Here is a 14,405-nt window from a genome sequence, read left to right on the forward strand (position 1 = left end):
GGTTATCTTGGCGCGGCACTTGTTGAGTGATGATGAGTGGGCGTTTTTTGAGCAGTTTGTCGCTGCCATACGGGGACGAGGTGGTCGTAACCCGAAGGACCATCGCCGTGTTCTTGGCGGGATCTTTTGGATTGCCAGAGCTGGTGCACAGTGGCGCGATTTGCTCGAAGAATTTGGGAAATGGATCAGTGTATGCCAACAACTCCGCCGGTGAAGCCAAGCAGGGTTCTGGGAATTGATCCTGTCCGTGTTGAATGACAGTAATGCAATCCCTTCCAGTGTTCATATGATTGATAGCACTATCATTCGTGCCCACCAGCAGGCGGCGGGCGCAAAAGGTGGCTTCACGACGAAAGTCCATCTGATCGCCAATATTATGGGACTACCGACACGTCTTGAAATTTCTGGCGGCGAAGTCTCCGATTATAAAGGATATGACCTCCTTTATAACGGAGATGGACCTGCTGCCAAGGTTTTGATCGCGGATCGAGGCTATGACGGTGATCGTATTCGTGAGCATTGCCAAACCAATGGTGGCACAGCCGTGATCCCCGGACGTCGAAGTCGTAAAGAACCCATAGAAATAGACCGCCTTATCTAGGTTTTGCGAAGTCAAGTAGAACGCTGCTTCCACAAGCTAAAAACAGCTAGAAGGGTTGCCACCGGCTATGTCAAAACAGCTTGCAGTTACTTGGGCCGCTTACACTTAGCTGCTGTTAGGTTATGGTTTCGTAGTAGGTAAACAGATCCTAGGTGGCGCTGTCAAAGCGGTTACAGAAAGCAGATATATGGCAGGTGTTAGTGAGTAAATGATCTTGTGAGGATACTTTGCCAAACGTCCTTCAAAGACTTAGATTAAATTTTAGTAGTAATTGACTTTTGTCATTTACCGTTCACGGGACGAAAGCTAGATAGTTCGGACTGCAAATCATTCTCAATTGCGAGAGGCTGCCACATTTGCTCTGGTTTTCTCAAAGCGTTGGGGGATAGGGAGGTTTGCTCATTCCGGGTAAATCCCCATTTATAGATTCTGAGTAAAAGCATGTTGAATAAAACGGCACTTCTATCGTTTGCGTCCCTACTTACAATCAGTTCCGCAGCTTTGGCGGGGTCCGCTGAGGTTAAAGTGGAGGTTCTGGACAAGACCTTTGATCCTGCGGGCGGGTTTCTGGCCTATACGGAGTTTGAGCTTTCCGGTGAACCCTTGGCAGAAGGGCTCGGGCTGGACCTCGATGTTCTTGACCCAAATCTGGTCAATCAACCTACAGCTTTTGATTATGCCGCTGGCATCGAGAGCTATGAGTACTCTGAGGAGGCTATGTATGCGGTCAACTACCAGTCCAAGATGGGCCCGCATATTGTAAATGGTCCGCTGAACAAGGCTCGTGGCGGCTCACTGGAGAGCTTGGGCAAGCGAGTAATCGAGTTGGCTGATTCCGTGGCGTTTCCGGTAGAAGAAATTCCGCTCAACATGTATCCCATTACCTTCCCGTACATGTCTGCGGTGCCTGAGTTTGAAAAGGCCATTGATACCACTGTAGTTTCCAGCGATGAGATCGAACTGCTGACTGCAAAGGGTGAGTCCAAATCCGTTAAAATTGATATACCCGCTTATTTTCGTGACTATGCTTCATTGGCATGGAAAGAAGAGGGCATGGATAAGGCCTTCAATCCCGGCGCTGCTGCGGGTATTATGTTGAAGGATGTGATGTGGGCACAGGATTTCCTTGGCGGTATGCACACCATCGAGGGAGATGAAGAGGTTGAGGCGAACAGCGCGCAGATGGATCAGGATGGGGTCCATGCCCTAGGTGTGTCCACCGCTGACGGGTTCAACGGCGTTATTCTGACAGAAATGATCAATGACCGTTTAGTGACCTTGCGCGACCAGTTCGGCTATGATGGGAGAGAGCTTGGTGTTAAGCTGAGCGCCAAGTATGACCCAGCTCAAGGGCCAATTTGGTTCCCACACAAAGTTACTGTTACGGAGAAGAGTGAGAACTCTGTAAAGGCAATTGACAGTTTGCAGGTAAACGATGGGGTCTCCACACTGCGTGATACTTGGCTGATGCTGTGGCCGCTTTCTGAGGTTTATGCGTTCTCCGACCAGCGCCCAGTGAATATTAATCAGAGCCCGGCTTTCCTTGCAGTGTTTGACGGAGCGCCGTTTGCGGCAGCGCCAGCACAAAACACCGATAATGACCCGGCGAATAACGTTGCCTCTGATGATGTGTTCTCAGTTGCAAGCACGCTGACCAACGCTACTTTCAAGAACCTTGATGTTCTGCACTTCAACAGAAAAGCAGGCACACTGGTTGACCGTTATGATGGCAAGCAGGGCTCCTCTGTTACTACATATGATGCAGCTTACGCTCTTCAGGCTCTGACCATCTATCAGCGTTCTCAAGATGCCTTAGCGGTGGGCTATGCTTCTGCTGATGCGGGTGAAAGCCTTGAAACAGAACGCGGCAAGCGGGCGCTTGAGCTGGTTAAGGCACAGGCGGACTTTATCCTGAAGAACCTCATTGCTGAAAACGGCCTTGCCGTAGACAGCTTTGAGCTTGGCAAAGGTGCTGGTAGTGAGCAGAGCCTTGGTACGCAGTTCGCCGTTGTGCACGGATTGAGCTCAGCATTCATCGCCACTAAGGAAGAGGGCTACAAGGAAGCTGCACGCAAGCTGTACGTGACCATTGAAGCTAAGATGTATGACAAGGAAATCGGCACTTATGCTGCTGTTCCAGGTAAGCCAACTGAGCACACTCCATATACGGCGGCGGCAATCAGCGCTGGCCTTCGCAGTTCCATGCTAATTTTGCGTAACAGCGAAGGGGAAAGCGAGCCGCTTCTGGACCTTGCAAGCTTGACGGAGCGTTATGAGAGCTGGTTCCGCACTGTTATCAATGGCCGTAATGTGGATGAAGGCATGCAGCTGGCTGAGTGGCTAGGCGACTCCGGTGAAAACGTTATTTCCGGTAACGAGGATATAGACACCGATGCGGATAATGTGCCGCAAATCACTCATGCGGGCAATGCCATGGTGATGGCAGGCAAAGTTAAAGTCTCCGCTGCGAAATAAACGAAACATTTAAAGAATTTAAGTGGTCGGGGTGCATTAAAACGCTCCGGCTGCTTGTGCCGTTAACCTATGTCAAATGCGAGGCAATTGCATTTAGCTATAGAGACAGCTTAGATAACAACAATAAAGATGAATTGATCCGCACCCATGGACGCTGCAAGCAATAAGTGTGAACCTGCAAAGGGGCCAAATTCAGTGCGAACCGGTACACTGAAACGACTTTGGAAACGCCAGAGTTACAAAAGTAAACACGCTGAATTTACACTCTATTTCCTGGTCATAAGTGGACTTATGTTGTGGGATACTGTTGGCCTTTCCTGGCCGTTTGTCCAGCCCACGCTTGCAATCCACTATATTGCCTCTCTTATCTTTTTTCCTCTTGTCGTTCTCCCATTCTGGCTTTCCCACCGCGATATCTTGAAAAAGAATGGTCGCCCGTTTTTGCGTTTGAGCGGGCGGATTATTGAGGTAGCGCTGGTACTGCTGGCCCTTAGCGGCGCGTATCTGGCTTTTTTTGGAAACCGCGGCAATGTGCTGGGGCAGGTGGCTTATTGGGCACATCTGGTACCCGCCATACCGATTTCATTTCTTGTATTCTTTCATGCCAAGCGCTTTTCAATGTTGAAGGTGGCCGCGTGGGTGCTTCCCTTTCTTCTGGCGCTTACAGCGCTCATGGCACCTGCCTATTCCGCAGTTGAAAGCGGTTCTCTGATTAAGAAGGAGACCGGCAAAAAGCTTGTTTCGGCAAACTTTGATGCTGGCAGTGTTTCTGTGCTTGATCGGGAGAGCGGCAAGATCCTGCAAGAGACCTACGTGGGCGGGGACGTGCGCCGCGCCGCGCTTGATGAGCAGCGGAATATTGCAGGTGTGACGGATTACACCGGTGACCGAGTGGTCTTTGTTGACCTGAAAAATAATCGAATTCTCTCAGAGTTTAAAACAGGGTACAGGCCCTTTGGTATTGTCTATGACAAAGCCAATGACCTGTATTGGGTCTCCTTGTTTGAGGCCCATAAGATCATTGCTGTTGATCCGCAAAAAGGTATCGTACAGGAGGAAACGAGCGAGGAAACCCCTCGGGGTCTGGCGCTACTCAGTGACGGACGGCTGATCGTCACCCATGCCATGGTGGGCAAGGTTTCTATCTTGGAAACAGCAGGAGGTGCGCTTAAGCTGTTAAAGACCATAGCGCTTGCACAAACGCAGGAGAGTGATGAGACCGTTTCGCAAGGCCTGCCACGTATTCTGGATGATATAGCCGTTAGCCCTGATGAAAAGGAAGCATGGCTACCGCACGTACTTTGGAATTTTGATCACCCCTTCCAGTTCCAGTCCACCGTGTTTCCCAGTGTGTCGGTGCTCAGCCTTGAACGGGATCAGGAAAAAGAGGTGGCGGAGCGGCGCAAGCATCTGTTTAAACAGATCAATATTGTTGACACCAATAACCGTACCCGTATTGTCTCCAATCCTCATGATGCGGAGTTCTCCGAGGATGGCAAAAAGGTCTATGTGACGCTGGCGGGCAGTGAAGACCTGATGGTTTTTGACCTGACCCGTCGCACCGCGCTGACAGCCAAGAAAGAACGCAGAGCCCGGCGAAAAGGTAAGATCAATCAGGGCGGCGCCAAGGTGATGCAGATCTTCCGTCATATTCCGGGAAATAACCCACGGGGACTGGTTGTCTCTGGTCAGGACATCTTTGTTCAAAACGCCATGACGCTTGACCTTGTAAAGCTGAAACGGGGCGGTGAGGGGCCGTTTGCGCGGATCACTTTAAGCGAGGAGGCACGAACACCTCTGGTCAAAACGGATCCCATGGACCCTGAACTGCGCCGCGGGAAGACCCTCTTTAACAGCGCCAACTCAGATGACGCCAAACAAACACCCACCGCAGGCGATTTCTGGATGAGCTGCCAGAGTTGCCATGTGGATGGCTTTAACTTCACCAACGGCTATCTTTATCGCTCTACACCTATTGATAAGTTTAAGCGGTCGGTGATCGGGCATGGCAACCTCAAGAATATGATTTCCGGCGATTTTACCGGCGATTATTTGCGCATCATGCAAAAGACGCAGGGCGGCATGGGCCATGATGACCGTGACGGGGCTTTGCCCACCAATGCGGATGAACCATCAGACATCCTGAGAAAGGATATGGAGGCTCTACAAGCCTTTGTGACTTCCCTTGGAAACCTGCCTCTAAACGCCAGCTGGGTGCGCCTTGATGATGAACGCAAAGTTCTGCATGAGAAGGAGTGGGTAAACTCTGCCGCCTGTGCCTCTTGCCACTCGGATATGTTTGAGCAGTGGGCAGATTCCAACCATCGTTTGATGGGGGAATCCAATCCATATTTCATGGTGGTGAAATCCGTTGCTGAACAGACAGAGGGTAAGGATTTTGGCAAGTGGTGTCTGGGGTGTCATGAGCCGCAGGAGCAGTTCACCGAGCCGAAAACCACACCGCAACAAGGCCATATGTTTGAAAAGGGCGGCGCCAGCCTCTTTGACGCCCTTGAAAAAGGCAAGCCGGATTCCGATGAGGGCACGGGCTGTCTGTTCTGCCACCGGATCACCCGAATTGAAGCTGCTTTGGGCAAGAAAGCGGGCACAAATGCTAGCTTTACCGTCAACGTGAAAGACCGGGAAAAGTATATCTTTGAAGATAACGACAACGGGCTGCTGCACTGGGTTGGTAACCGGCAGATTAACGCCAAACCAGAGGTGCACGCAAAGTCCTACTCCCAGCCGTTCTATAAAGATTCGGCCCTATGCAGCACCTGCCACAATGAGGTGGCACCGGGCACAGGCAGTATTATCGTGAATACCTATGGGGAATGGGAGAAATCCTCCTTCAACAATCCTGATGACCCTTCCAAGAACCGCACCTGCATTAGCTGCCATATGATGGGGGATGTGCAGAAAATCGGTGAGAATGTACCGGGAATCTCCACCGACGGCGGTAAGGTGAAAGACAATGTGGTAACGCACCAGTTCACCGGAGCAAATCACCATCTGGTGGGCCTGCGCAACAAGAAGCTCTCTGATATGAGCATTGAGCTGCTGCGCACTGCTGCCAGGCTGGAAAGCCGGATTGATGAAAACGGCCAGTTGGTTATTCGCGTTAACAACGTGGGGGCAGGCCATGCCCTGCCAACGGGCGTTGCGGATTTCCGCCAGCTCTGGCTGGATGTGAGCGTGACGGACGCAAATGGCAACATTGTTCTGAAAGACGGCCAAATGGACGCAAATGGAGCTGTGTCAGCAGATGCGCGCATGTTCCAGAAGGTCTTTGGGGACAAGGACGGCAATCCGGTTGGTCTGAAATTCTGGCGCTACGAAAAGATGCTCAAAGATACAAAAATTCCGGCGGACGGCTACCGCGATGAAGCCTTTGCTTTGCCTGAAGGTATCGCCTATCCGCTCAAACTGGATGTGAAAATGATGTTCCGCATCTACCCTCAGTGGGTGACGGATGCGGTGCGCCAATCCTATCCGGAACTCCCCAACCCAGAAGCTGTTGTTATGGCTGAATTAAATGAAACTCTGGAGCGGCCATAAATGTTTGCCAGTTTTCTGATTACTTTCCGCGAAGGGCTGGAAGCCTTCCTGCTAGTGGGCATCATTCTTTCCTACATGCATAAACTGGATGTGCGCCGCTACAATAAATATGTCTATCTGGGCGTTGCTCTGGGCCTCATCGTCTCGCTGGCCTTGGCCTTCGTGTTTCAGGTGGTCATTGATCAGTTTTCCAACGAGCACTACCAGACCCTGTTGATGATTTTTATCCTGCTGTTTGCCACGCTGGTGCTCAGCTACATGGCAGTGTGGATGCACAGGCAAGCCAAGGCGCAGGTGGACCATGTCAGAAAACAGCTGCACGCACATATCTCGGCGGGCAACCTTTGGGGCATGGTGTTTCTGGCGTTTATTGCAGTGCTGCGCGAAGGGTTTGAGACAGTCCTGTTCTTTTCCGCGCTCATGTATTCAGGGCAGGGCGTCACACTGGAAAATGGTCTGATCGGCGCAGCGCTTGGCTTGATGGCTTCCATCGTGCTGGTGTGGGCGATGATGCGCGGCACCCGTCAGGTGCCCATTGCGCCGTTTTTCAAATACACCAGCCTGCTCATTATCATCATCGCTGCCGGTCTGTTTTCTTCTGCGATCAATATGCTGCAGGCCATTGATGTTGTGCCGGTGGTCGTGGAGCAGATTTTCAATATCGCGTTCATTCTGGATGATCAGGGCACCTTTGGAACTTTTATGCGTGCGCTTTTTGGCTATAACGCCTCTCCAACGCTGATCCAGTTTGCAAGCTGGGCGCTTTACCTTGGACTATTCCTGAGCTTCTGGAGCCGCGGCTATGCTAAAAAGATCTGATCATATTCTGGTTCTGGGGGCAGGGCCTGCGGGGCTGACTGCTGCCATTCGGCTGCTGGAGGCCGGGCACCGTGTGACAGTGCTGGAAAAGGCGGTGAAAGAGGGCGGTCAGAGCGGGACAACCAAGTTTGAAGGTCGCCATGGCACCTACCGGTTTGATTATGGTGGGCATCGCTTCATCACCCACAACGCGCAGCTGTTGCAATTGGTGGAAGAGCTGGTGGGCGATGACTTGCTGACCAGCCAGCGCAAGAGCGTAATCCGATTTCAGGGGCGCATCTATGACTATCCGCTGGCTATGGGGAACATCCTAAAAACGGCTCCGGCTTCCCTGCTGGCTGGTGCCTTGAAAGATCTGACGGTTCTGCCGCTCTCCAGACCCAACGACGACAATTTTGCAACGTGGATCACCAGCCGCTTCGGTAAAACGCTCTATCAGAACTTTTTTGAGGGCTACACCGCTAAGCTTTGGGGCGTTGATCCTGAAAAGCTTTCCGCTGACTGGGCCGGACAGCGCATCAGCCTTTTGGACCTGAAAGATGTGGCAAAGCGCCTTCTGCCCATGGGCAAGGACACCCCGCGCACCTATGCCAGAAGCTACCGCTATCCTAAGTATGGGTTTGGCGTCATCTTTGAGCGCATGGCGCAGAAGGTGGAAGTGCTGGGTGGCAAGATTGTCTATGGCGCCCCAGTCAATGGCTTTGATTATGCTGGCCCTCATATTACCGCTGTGAAGGCGGGGGGGAACTCATATAAGGCTGATACGGTAATTTCCACCCTGTCGCTTCCGCTTATGGTGGACCTTACGGGCAGTGAAAGCTCGCTGACATTCCGCGGGCTGAGGTTCTTCAATATGCCACTTGAGTTGAACAACCTTTCTGATTGCACATGGCAGTACCTGTCCGATCCCGACATCATGGCAACGCGCCTGCAGGAACCCAAGCGGCGTTCAAAGTTCATGGCACCAAAGGGACACACCTCCGCCATGCTGGAGATCCCTTGTGATCCGGATAGCGCCTTGTGGCAGATGAACGATGAGCAGATGTTTGCCAAGGCTTGTGATGTTTTGAAAAAACTTGGGCTTGATAGCTCTGCGGCGACGGGCGAGTGCTTTTCCACCTACCAAAGTCAGGCCTATCCTCTCATGAGCGTTGGCTATGAAAAGGAGCGGGCAAAGGCTATTAGGCACCTTAATCAGTTTGACAACCTGATCCAGTGCGGCCGGCAGGGCACCTTCCGTTATATCTTCACGGATACTTCCATGGAAATGGGGCAGATGGCAGCCGACAGCGTGATTGAAGCTGAAGACCGGCGTGCAACCATTTTTGAACATCGAAGCGAACGCACCGTTATTGAAACCCAAAGCGTTGCATAGGAGAACCTGAATGAGAAATGTAATTTATGCAGTGCTCCTTTCCCTGTTTGTGGCCGGTCCAGCCCATGCATACTCCTACGCAGCCGCCGGTAAAGAGCCCCTGATAGATGCACGTGAAGCGATTTTACTTGCGGTGAATGCGGGAGATTTTGAAGTGGCAACTCTGGCGGCGGGAGAAGTATCCGAAGAAATCTCCTATCTCACAAAGGATTATGATAGCGGGCTTTCTAAGGCTTTAGATAATGCTCTTGCTTCACAAGATGCTTTAGAAATCTCGGCGGCAATCAACCGCGCCTTTCAGGCGGAAATTGCCCGCCGGTTACACGCGGGTGCCCAGAACCTTGATGACTACCAAACCGCCAAAGTTCTGGTGGTGAAGTCAAAACGGTTCTTCGATGCCATGGCCGGTGAACTTCCGGGCGCGCAGCGACAGGTAGTAGAGGAAGGCCTTATCAAGGCGCTTGAAGCCATCGGCAACCCCGGCGTCTTTGGGGTCGGCAAAAAAGACGCGGATCCGGTAGCTTATAATGCTGCTGTTGAGGATGTCTTGGAGGCCTTGGCAAATTAGGATGCTGCGGGCAGGGTGGTTAGCAGCGCTGATATGCTACGCGGCTTTAGCCCTCTGGCTCCTTCGCCATTCCCCAAGCATTCCATCAGATGATGCCTTCTTTTTTGTCGGTGGAACACTGCGCTTCAGTGTGCTGGAGTTCCGTCCGCACTTTCCCGGCTACCCGGGGTTTATCTTCTTCAGTAAACTCCTGCATTTGCTTGGCCTGAGTAGCAAACAAGCCGTGTTCTTCCTGTCGCTATTCTCGGCTCTCGCTCTGCCGCCACTGGCTACATGGGCCGCACGCGATAACGGGGCCTCTGAAGCGGGGAGGCTCCTTGTCTTTTTTACGGTTCTGACTCAGCCATTTCTGTCACTAGTGGGGCTGAGCATGATGAGCGATGCGACAGGCATTGCTTTCTTTTTTGCCGCAATTTCTTTGATGGGAAAAGAAAAATATGGGAGCTCGGGTGTTTGTGCAGGCCTTGCACTGGCCTGTCGGCCCTCATTCCTAGTGCCTGTTGCTCTTGTGCTTTTTGCCCAGTGGTGCAGAAAGAAGGAAGCGAGATTAAAGCTCTTTATTGCTACTGCTGGAACGCTTTTCCTGTTCTTCGGCGCGGTGCTTCTCCTTGAAGGCAGCTCTTATATGAACGAGGCTCTGCGGTTCACAAAGGGGCACTTCTCCGTTTGGGGAAATACGTCTTTTGAAGAGAGTGCGAACCGTGCTAGCTGGTTGGATGCTATTGCAACAGAGCCCATAGCCTTTGCAGCTCTCCTGTTGCTCATGCTCTTTGGAGCTTTAACGTTTGCTGCCAAGCCAAAGATCACACCGCTTTTTATTGCCATGCTGTCTTCGGTACTCTGGACGGCTTTTGCCCAGAACCCGGAGAGCCTGCGTCATGTTCTGCTGCCCTCAGTGCTCGTTGTCGTCTGGATGGCAAGCGTGCGGGTGAAATACACCAACTATACACTGCTGATTGCCGCTCTGTTGCAACTAATCTTATGGCCCCAGATTCTCTTGAATGAGCCAAATCTCTCTCCACTAGAACAGGTAGGAAACTACCTCAGCAAGCAAAACGAGGGGCTGCTGATTACCAATCACGGTCTCTACACCCTGCGGGACAAACTGGGCCAGCACCAAGTCATAGATGCCTATTACACCCACTCCACGCGCATCCATGTTCAGCTTTCAAACCAACAGCGGTTGTGGAAGGTCTCTTCCTCCACCCCCAGTGAGAACTGGTGCAAAGCAGCCCTAGATTTCAAAGGCCGCGTCCCAGGTGAAAAAAAACTACTACTTTTTTCAGTATGTCCTAAACCTGATGAGGATTATTAAATTGCCTGAGAAAGAGGCGAGCAAGAGGTGGATGCCCAAGCTACGCAAGTTAGTTTCCGACTCATACTTTTCAACCTCAATAATAAGATCTATGCCAAGATCAAGGAGTGGTGTCATCGTCCCATCGAGGGAAACACCCTTATCTGTATCTGGACGGCATTGTGATGAAGCACTTCTGGGTTGGGGAAGTGCGCAATATCTCACGGTAGCCTTCTGCAGTTAACGCAGAAGGCTACCGTGAGATCCTCGGGGTTGTTGAAGAGGCCAAGAAAGGCAAGGCCGGCTGGTCGTCGTTTCTCCGCCACTTGATAGATCGGGGTCTTTTCGGCGTGCAATTGATCCTTTCTGATGCCTGCCTTGGGTTGATTGAAAGCACTGATGAGAAGCTGCCTGACGCCTGCTGGCAACGCCGTATGGTTCACTTCTACCGTAGTGTATTTTACACGTATCCTCCACCAAAGTTCGGGAAGTAAGTCATATGCTCAAGGCTGTAGAAAAGCATGAGAATTTGACCCACCTGGTGGGTTAATTTGCATTGAAAACTGACCCACCTTCTGTGTTTAAATTTTCGTGTCTTTTCGGGCACGGAGAAGCAGTCAGGTGTTATGCATGGAAACAGTTGCTAAGATCCGTCGTTGGGTTCTGGTGGATGGAGTGTCAATTCGGGAGGCAAGCCGGCGCACCGGCATTTCCCGTAATACCATCCGCAAGTATTTGCGCAATGATATCGTCGAGCCAAAGTATAAACTGAGTTCAGCGCGTCCGCTGCGCAGCTTGCTGGACTATGAAGTTTACCTCAAGTCTCTTTTTGAGGCTGACCTTTTACGTCCTTCCAGAGAGCGCCGAAGTATGCGTGGTCTTTATGAGGCCTTAGTTTTACAAGGCTTTGAAGGGTCCTATGATACGGTACGGCGGTATATTTTACGCCTCAAAACCAAAGGCGGTCCGTTAAAGGGGTATGTTCCGCTCGAGTTTGACGCTGGCGATGCGGTGCAGTTTGACTGGAGCCATGAGGTGGTGTGCCTTGGTGGGGTGGATCAACGGATATATGTGGCTCATTTTCGCCTGTGTCATTCACGCAAACCATTTCTGATTGCTTATTTGCGTGAGTCCCAGGAGATGGTTCTGGATGCCTTTAATGAGGCTTTTGCCTTTTATGACGGGATCCCCGAGCGGGTCATTATCGACAATCCCAAAACCATGGTGCTTCAGATCGGCAAAGGCAAGGAACGGGTATTTCATCCCCGTTTTCAAGCACTGATGAGCCATTACGCCACAGAGCCTGTTGCCTGTAGCCCGGCCAGCGGCTGGGAAAAGGGGCAGGTTGAAAATCAGGTCAAAGTGATGCGCGGACAAGTGTTTTGTCCCAAACTGTCGTTTGCAACGCTTGAGGACCTCAATGCCCATCTGCGATTGCGCTGTGAGGCGTTGGCGCAAAAGGGTCACCCGGAAGACAAGAGCCAGACGATTGCTGAGGTTTTCCAGAGGGAGCATGCTTGTTTGCGTTCCAAAGGCCGGGCTTTCGATGGCTATCGGGAGCGGACAGCTCGTGTCAGCGGCACCTGTTTGGTCCAGTATGATACAACAGCTATTCCGTTCCTTGCGCGTACAGCTTTAAAACGGTCTCGTTGCGCAGTTATGCGCAGTACATTACCATTACCGATGGCCAGCGGGTTCTGGCTACGCACAAACGCTGCTTTGGCCGCCATCAAAAGTGTTTTCAGATCTGGCATTACCTGCCGCTGCTTAAGCAGCGCCCCGGGGCTTTACGCAATGGAGCGCCGTTCCGGCACTGGGAAGCCCCTGAGGCTCTGGCCATGATCTGGAAGCACTATCGCAACCAGCGTGGTGGGGACCGAGACTTTGTTGAACTACTGAGCCTGACCCAAAAACATGGACAAGAGGCCGTGGAAATGGCCTGTGAGTTGGCGTTGGACTATAAAACCACGCAGCTGTCTGCAATCCTTGCTCTTCTTTATGACCTCACAGAGCCAGCATTGCCAAAACAGATCCCGCTTGAGGGGCAAGATACGCCAGCCCTCCAGATGCCTCCGGTTGCCAATTGCGGGCAATATGACCTGCTCCTCCAGTCCCCGGGAGAGCACCTATGAATGGCCTGATTGAGGAGCTGAGTGAGCTACGTTTACATGGGATGGCGCAGGCGGCCAAAGAGTTGCTGGCAAGCCAGAGGGCGGTGAGCCTGCCAGAGGCGCTGCGCCAACTCATCCACTGTGAGCGCAGTGAACGACACAAGCGTATTATTCAAAATCGTATGAAAGCTGCCCGCTTTCCCCATCACAAGGACTTTGCCAGCTTTGACTATGCACTGTGTCCTGTGGAGCAGGCAAAGCTACAAGAGTTGGCCAGTGGGGAGTTTACCGCCAAAGCTCAGAATCTGATCCTGATTGGCGGACCTGGAACCGGCAAAACCCACGTGGCTTCAGCCCTTGGAACCAGCCTCATTGAGGCGGAGAAGAAAGTGCGGTTCTTTAATACAGTTGACCTTGTCAATGCGCTGATAAAGGAAGAAAAAGAGGGCAAGGCCGGACGGCTGCAAAAACAACTGCTCGCTGCAGATTGCGTGATCCTGGATGAGCTGGGTTATATTCCGTTTCCAAAGTCTGGCGGCGCACTGCTGTTCCATTTGATTGGTAAGCTCTATGAGACAACCTCAATTATCCTGACCACCAACCTCGTCTTCAAAGAGTGGGTCAGTGTATTTGGCAACGCCAAAATGACAGCGGCGCTGATAGACCGCGTCACCCATCACTGCATAATTCTGGAGACAGGAAACTCCTCCTACCGATTTGCACAGTCCAAGACTGGAAACCAAAAATAAGGTGAGGCCCAGAGCAGCCTGGCTGCACAGACTTACCTATTCAAACGGCCTCTGCAGCCAGGCTGCTCTGGGCCCAAAGGTGGGTCAATTTTAAGTGCTGAAGGTGGGTCAAATTTGAATGCTTATTGACAGTCATGCCTGAGGGCGGCGATAAAGGTTTGCGTATTCCAGTTACCAAAAGGGGCGTGATCAAGAAGTCGCTCGCCTTTAGGTGCCCAACCGGTTGTCTTGACCATATTGGTTTTAAGGCTGGTTTCATCAATAAACACAAGCCTATGCAAATGGCTCTTCATAAAAGGTTGGCGACGAGCAATCCAGACATGGCGCTCATGGCGGATATCAGCGCGCTTTTGCTCTGCGGCCAGCAAGTGTTTTTTTGTGTGTTAGCCCGAGGCGGTGCAAGAGTCGACCAACAGAAGAACGGTGCACCTTGATGGCGTGTTGCTCGAATAGCTCCAAAACCAATTCATCAAGGGTCAGCTCTCCTCTTTCCTGTAAGCGTTGCCGGACCCGCCCCTTAACTCCACTCAATTTTCCGCGACCGGGATTACCTTGTCGTTTGGGCAGAAGAGAGCCTGTCTCCCGTTTTAGACGGACCATGTCATTCACAAATTTAACAGAAACACGAAAATGTGCCGCCGTAGAACGATGACTATTCCCCTCTGCGACCATGCACACAACACGTTCTCGCAATTCAATTGGATGTGGTTTTCCCATGCTTGGCTCCCGTCTCACCTCAAAGACATGGAATCACAAATTACTGGTTTAGGGAATCCTGAACCCAATCTGTATCGACACGCTTGTCTTATGCTTTTTAGTGTCTTCTGCGAATATAGGCCAATGGCCACCGTATTG

The 14,405-nt window shown here is 51.7% G+C and carries 10 protein-coding genes and 3 pseudogenes; 11 read left to right on the forward strand and 2 right to left on the reverse strand.

What is annotated here, in order from left to right:
* Positions 1–4 precede the first annotated feature (4 nt).
* The 11 genes and pseudogenes from P6574_RS08650 (at position 5) to istB (ending at position 13,550) form a co-directional block, all read left to right on the forward strand.
* Positions 5–742, forward strand: a pseudogene (locus P6574_RS08650) (IS5 family transposase).
* A 300-nt stretch (positions 743–1,042) separates the two neighbouring features.
* Complete coding sequence (locus P6574_RS08655; protein ID WP_310619944.1) at positions 1,043–3,076, forward strand: hypothetical protein; 2,034 nt, start codon at positions 1,043–1,045, stop codon at positions 3,074–3,076.
* A gap of 291 nt (positions 3,077–3,367) precedes the next feature.
* Entirely contained in the window at positions 3,368–6,634 is a 3,267-nt protein-coding gene (locus tag P6574_RS08660) for a multiheme c-type cytochrome (RefSeq protein ID WP_310619945.1), read from the forward strand.
* Positions 6,635–7,453: an FTR1 family iron permease gene (locus P6574_RS08665; RefSeq protein ID WP_310619946.1), complete on the forward strand. Its 819-nt coding sequence runs from the start codon at positions 6,635–6,637 to the stop codon at positions 7,451–7,453.
* The gene (locus P6574_RS08670) at positions 7,437–8,828 is read left to right on the forward strand and encodes an FAD-dependent oxidoreductase (RefSeq protein ID WP_310619947.1); all 1,392 of its coding nucleotides are present in this window, start codon (positions 7,437–7,439) and stop codon (positions 8,826–8,828) included. Before P6574_RS08665 ends, P6574_RS08670 begins: the two co-directional genes overlap by 17 nt.
* 10 nt (positions 8,829–8,838) lie before the next feature.
* Positions 8,839–9,396: a hypothetical protein gene (locus P6574_RS08675; protein ID WP_310619948.1), complete on the forward strand. Its 558-nt coding sequence runs from the start codon at positions 8,839–8,841 to the stop codon at positions 9,394–9,396.
* A gap of 1 nt (position 9,397) precedes the next feature.
* Positions 9,398–10,711, forward strand: a complete 1,314-nt coding sequence (locus tag P6574_RS08680; protein WP_310619949.1) for a hypothetical protein — start codon at positions 9,398–9,400, stop codon at positions 10,709–10,711.
* Between the two features lie 242 nt (positions 10,712–10,953).
* A complete protein-coding gene (locus P6574_RS08685) occupies positions 10,954–11,184 on the forward strand; it encodes a transposase (RefSeq protein ID WP_310622129.1) in 231 nt (76 codons plus the stop codon).
* Positions 11,185–11,320: 136 nt separating this feature from the next.
* Positions 11,321–12,205, forward strand: a pseudogene (istA, locus tag P6574_RS08690) (IS21 family transposase); the annotation flags it as partial.
* A 323-nt stretch (positions 12,206–12,528) separates the two neighbouring features.
* A complete protein-coding gene (locus P6574_RS08695) occupies positions 12,529–12,822 on the forward strand; it encodes a hypothetical protein (RefSeq protein ID WP_310619951.1) in 294 nt (97 codons plus the stop codon).
* Positions 12,819–13,550: an IS21-like element helper ATPase IstB gene (istB, locus tag P6574_RS08700; protein ID WP_310619952.1), complete on the forward strand. Its 732-nt coding sequence runs from the start codon at positions 12,819–12,821 to the stop codon at positions 13,548–13,550. Before P6574_RS08695 ends, istB begins: the two co-directional genes overlap by 4 nt.
* 131 nt (positions 13,551–13,681) lie before the next feature.
* Here istB and P6574_RS08705 read toward each other — a convergent pair.
* Together P6574_RS08705 and P6574_RS08710 are read right to left on the reverse strand one after the other, a co-directional pair.
* Positions 13,682–13,924: pseudogene (locus P6574_RS08705) on the reverse strand (IS630 family transposase); the annotation flags it as partial.
* Positions 13,890–14,267: a helix-turn-helix domain-containing protein gene (locus tag P6574_RS08710; RefSeq protein WP_405048082.1), complete on the reverse strand. Its 378-nt coding sequence runs from the start codon at positions 14,265–14,267 to the stop codon at positions 13,890–13,892. The pseudogene P6574_RS08705 and the gene P6574_RS08710, both read right to left, overlap by 35 nt.
* Between the last annotated feature and the right edge of the window lie 138 nt (positions 14,268–14,405).

Source organism: Pseudovibrio sp. M1P-2-3 (genome assembly GCF_031501865.1).
In the GTDB taxonomy this organism is placed as follows: domain Bacteria; phylum Pseudomonadota; class Alphaproteobacteria; order Rhizobiales; family Stappiaceae; genus Pseudovibrio; species Pseudovibrio corallicola.

Bases quoted from the DNA above. Each gene is read 5' to 3' on its own strand.
- P6574_RS08670 (WP_310619947.1), top strand. From the start codon at position 7,437: ATGCTAAAAAGATCTGATCATATTCTGGTTCTGGGGGCAGGGCCTGCG.
- P6574_RS08680 (WP_310619949.1), top strand. From the start codon at position 9,398: ATGCTGCGGGCAGGGTGGTTAGCAGCGCTGATATGCTACGCGGCTTTA.
- P6574_RS08665 (WP_310619946.1), top strand. From the start codon at position 6,635: ATGTTTGCCAGTTTTCTGATTACTTTCCGCGAAGGGCTGGAAGCCTTC.
- P6574_RS08710 (WP_405048082.1), bottom strand. From the start codon at position 14,267: ATGGGAAAACCACATCCAATTGAATTGCGAGAACGTGTTGTGTGCATG.
- P6574_RS08660 (WP_310619945.1), top strand. From the start codon at position 3,368: ATGTTGTGGGATACTGTTGGCCTTTCCTGGCCGTTTGTCCAGCCCACG.
- P6574_RS08675 (WP_310619948.1), top strand. From the start codon at position 8,839: ATGAGAAATGTAATTTATGCAGTGCTCCTTTCCCTGTTTGTGGCCGGT.
- istB (WP_310619952.1), top strand. From the start codon at position 12,819: ATGAATGGCCTGATTGAGGAGCTGAGTGAGCTACGTTTACATGGGATG.
- P6574_RS08655 (WP_310619944.1), top strand. From the start codon at position 1,043: ATGTTGAATAAAACGGCACTTCTATCGTTTGCGTCCCTACTTACAATC.
- P6574_RS08695 (WP_310619951.1), top strand. From the start codon at position 12,529: ATGATCTGGAAGCACTATCGCAACCAGCGTGGTGGGGACCGAGACTTT.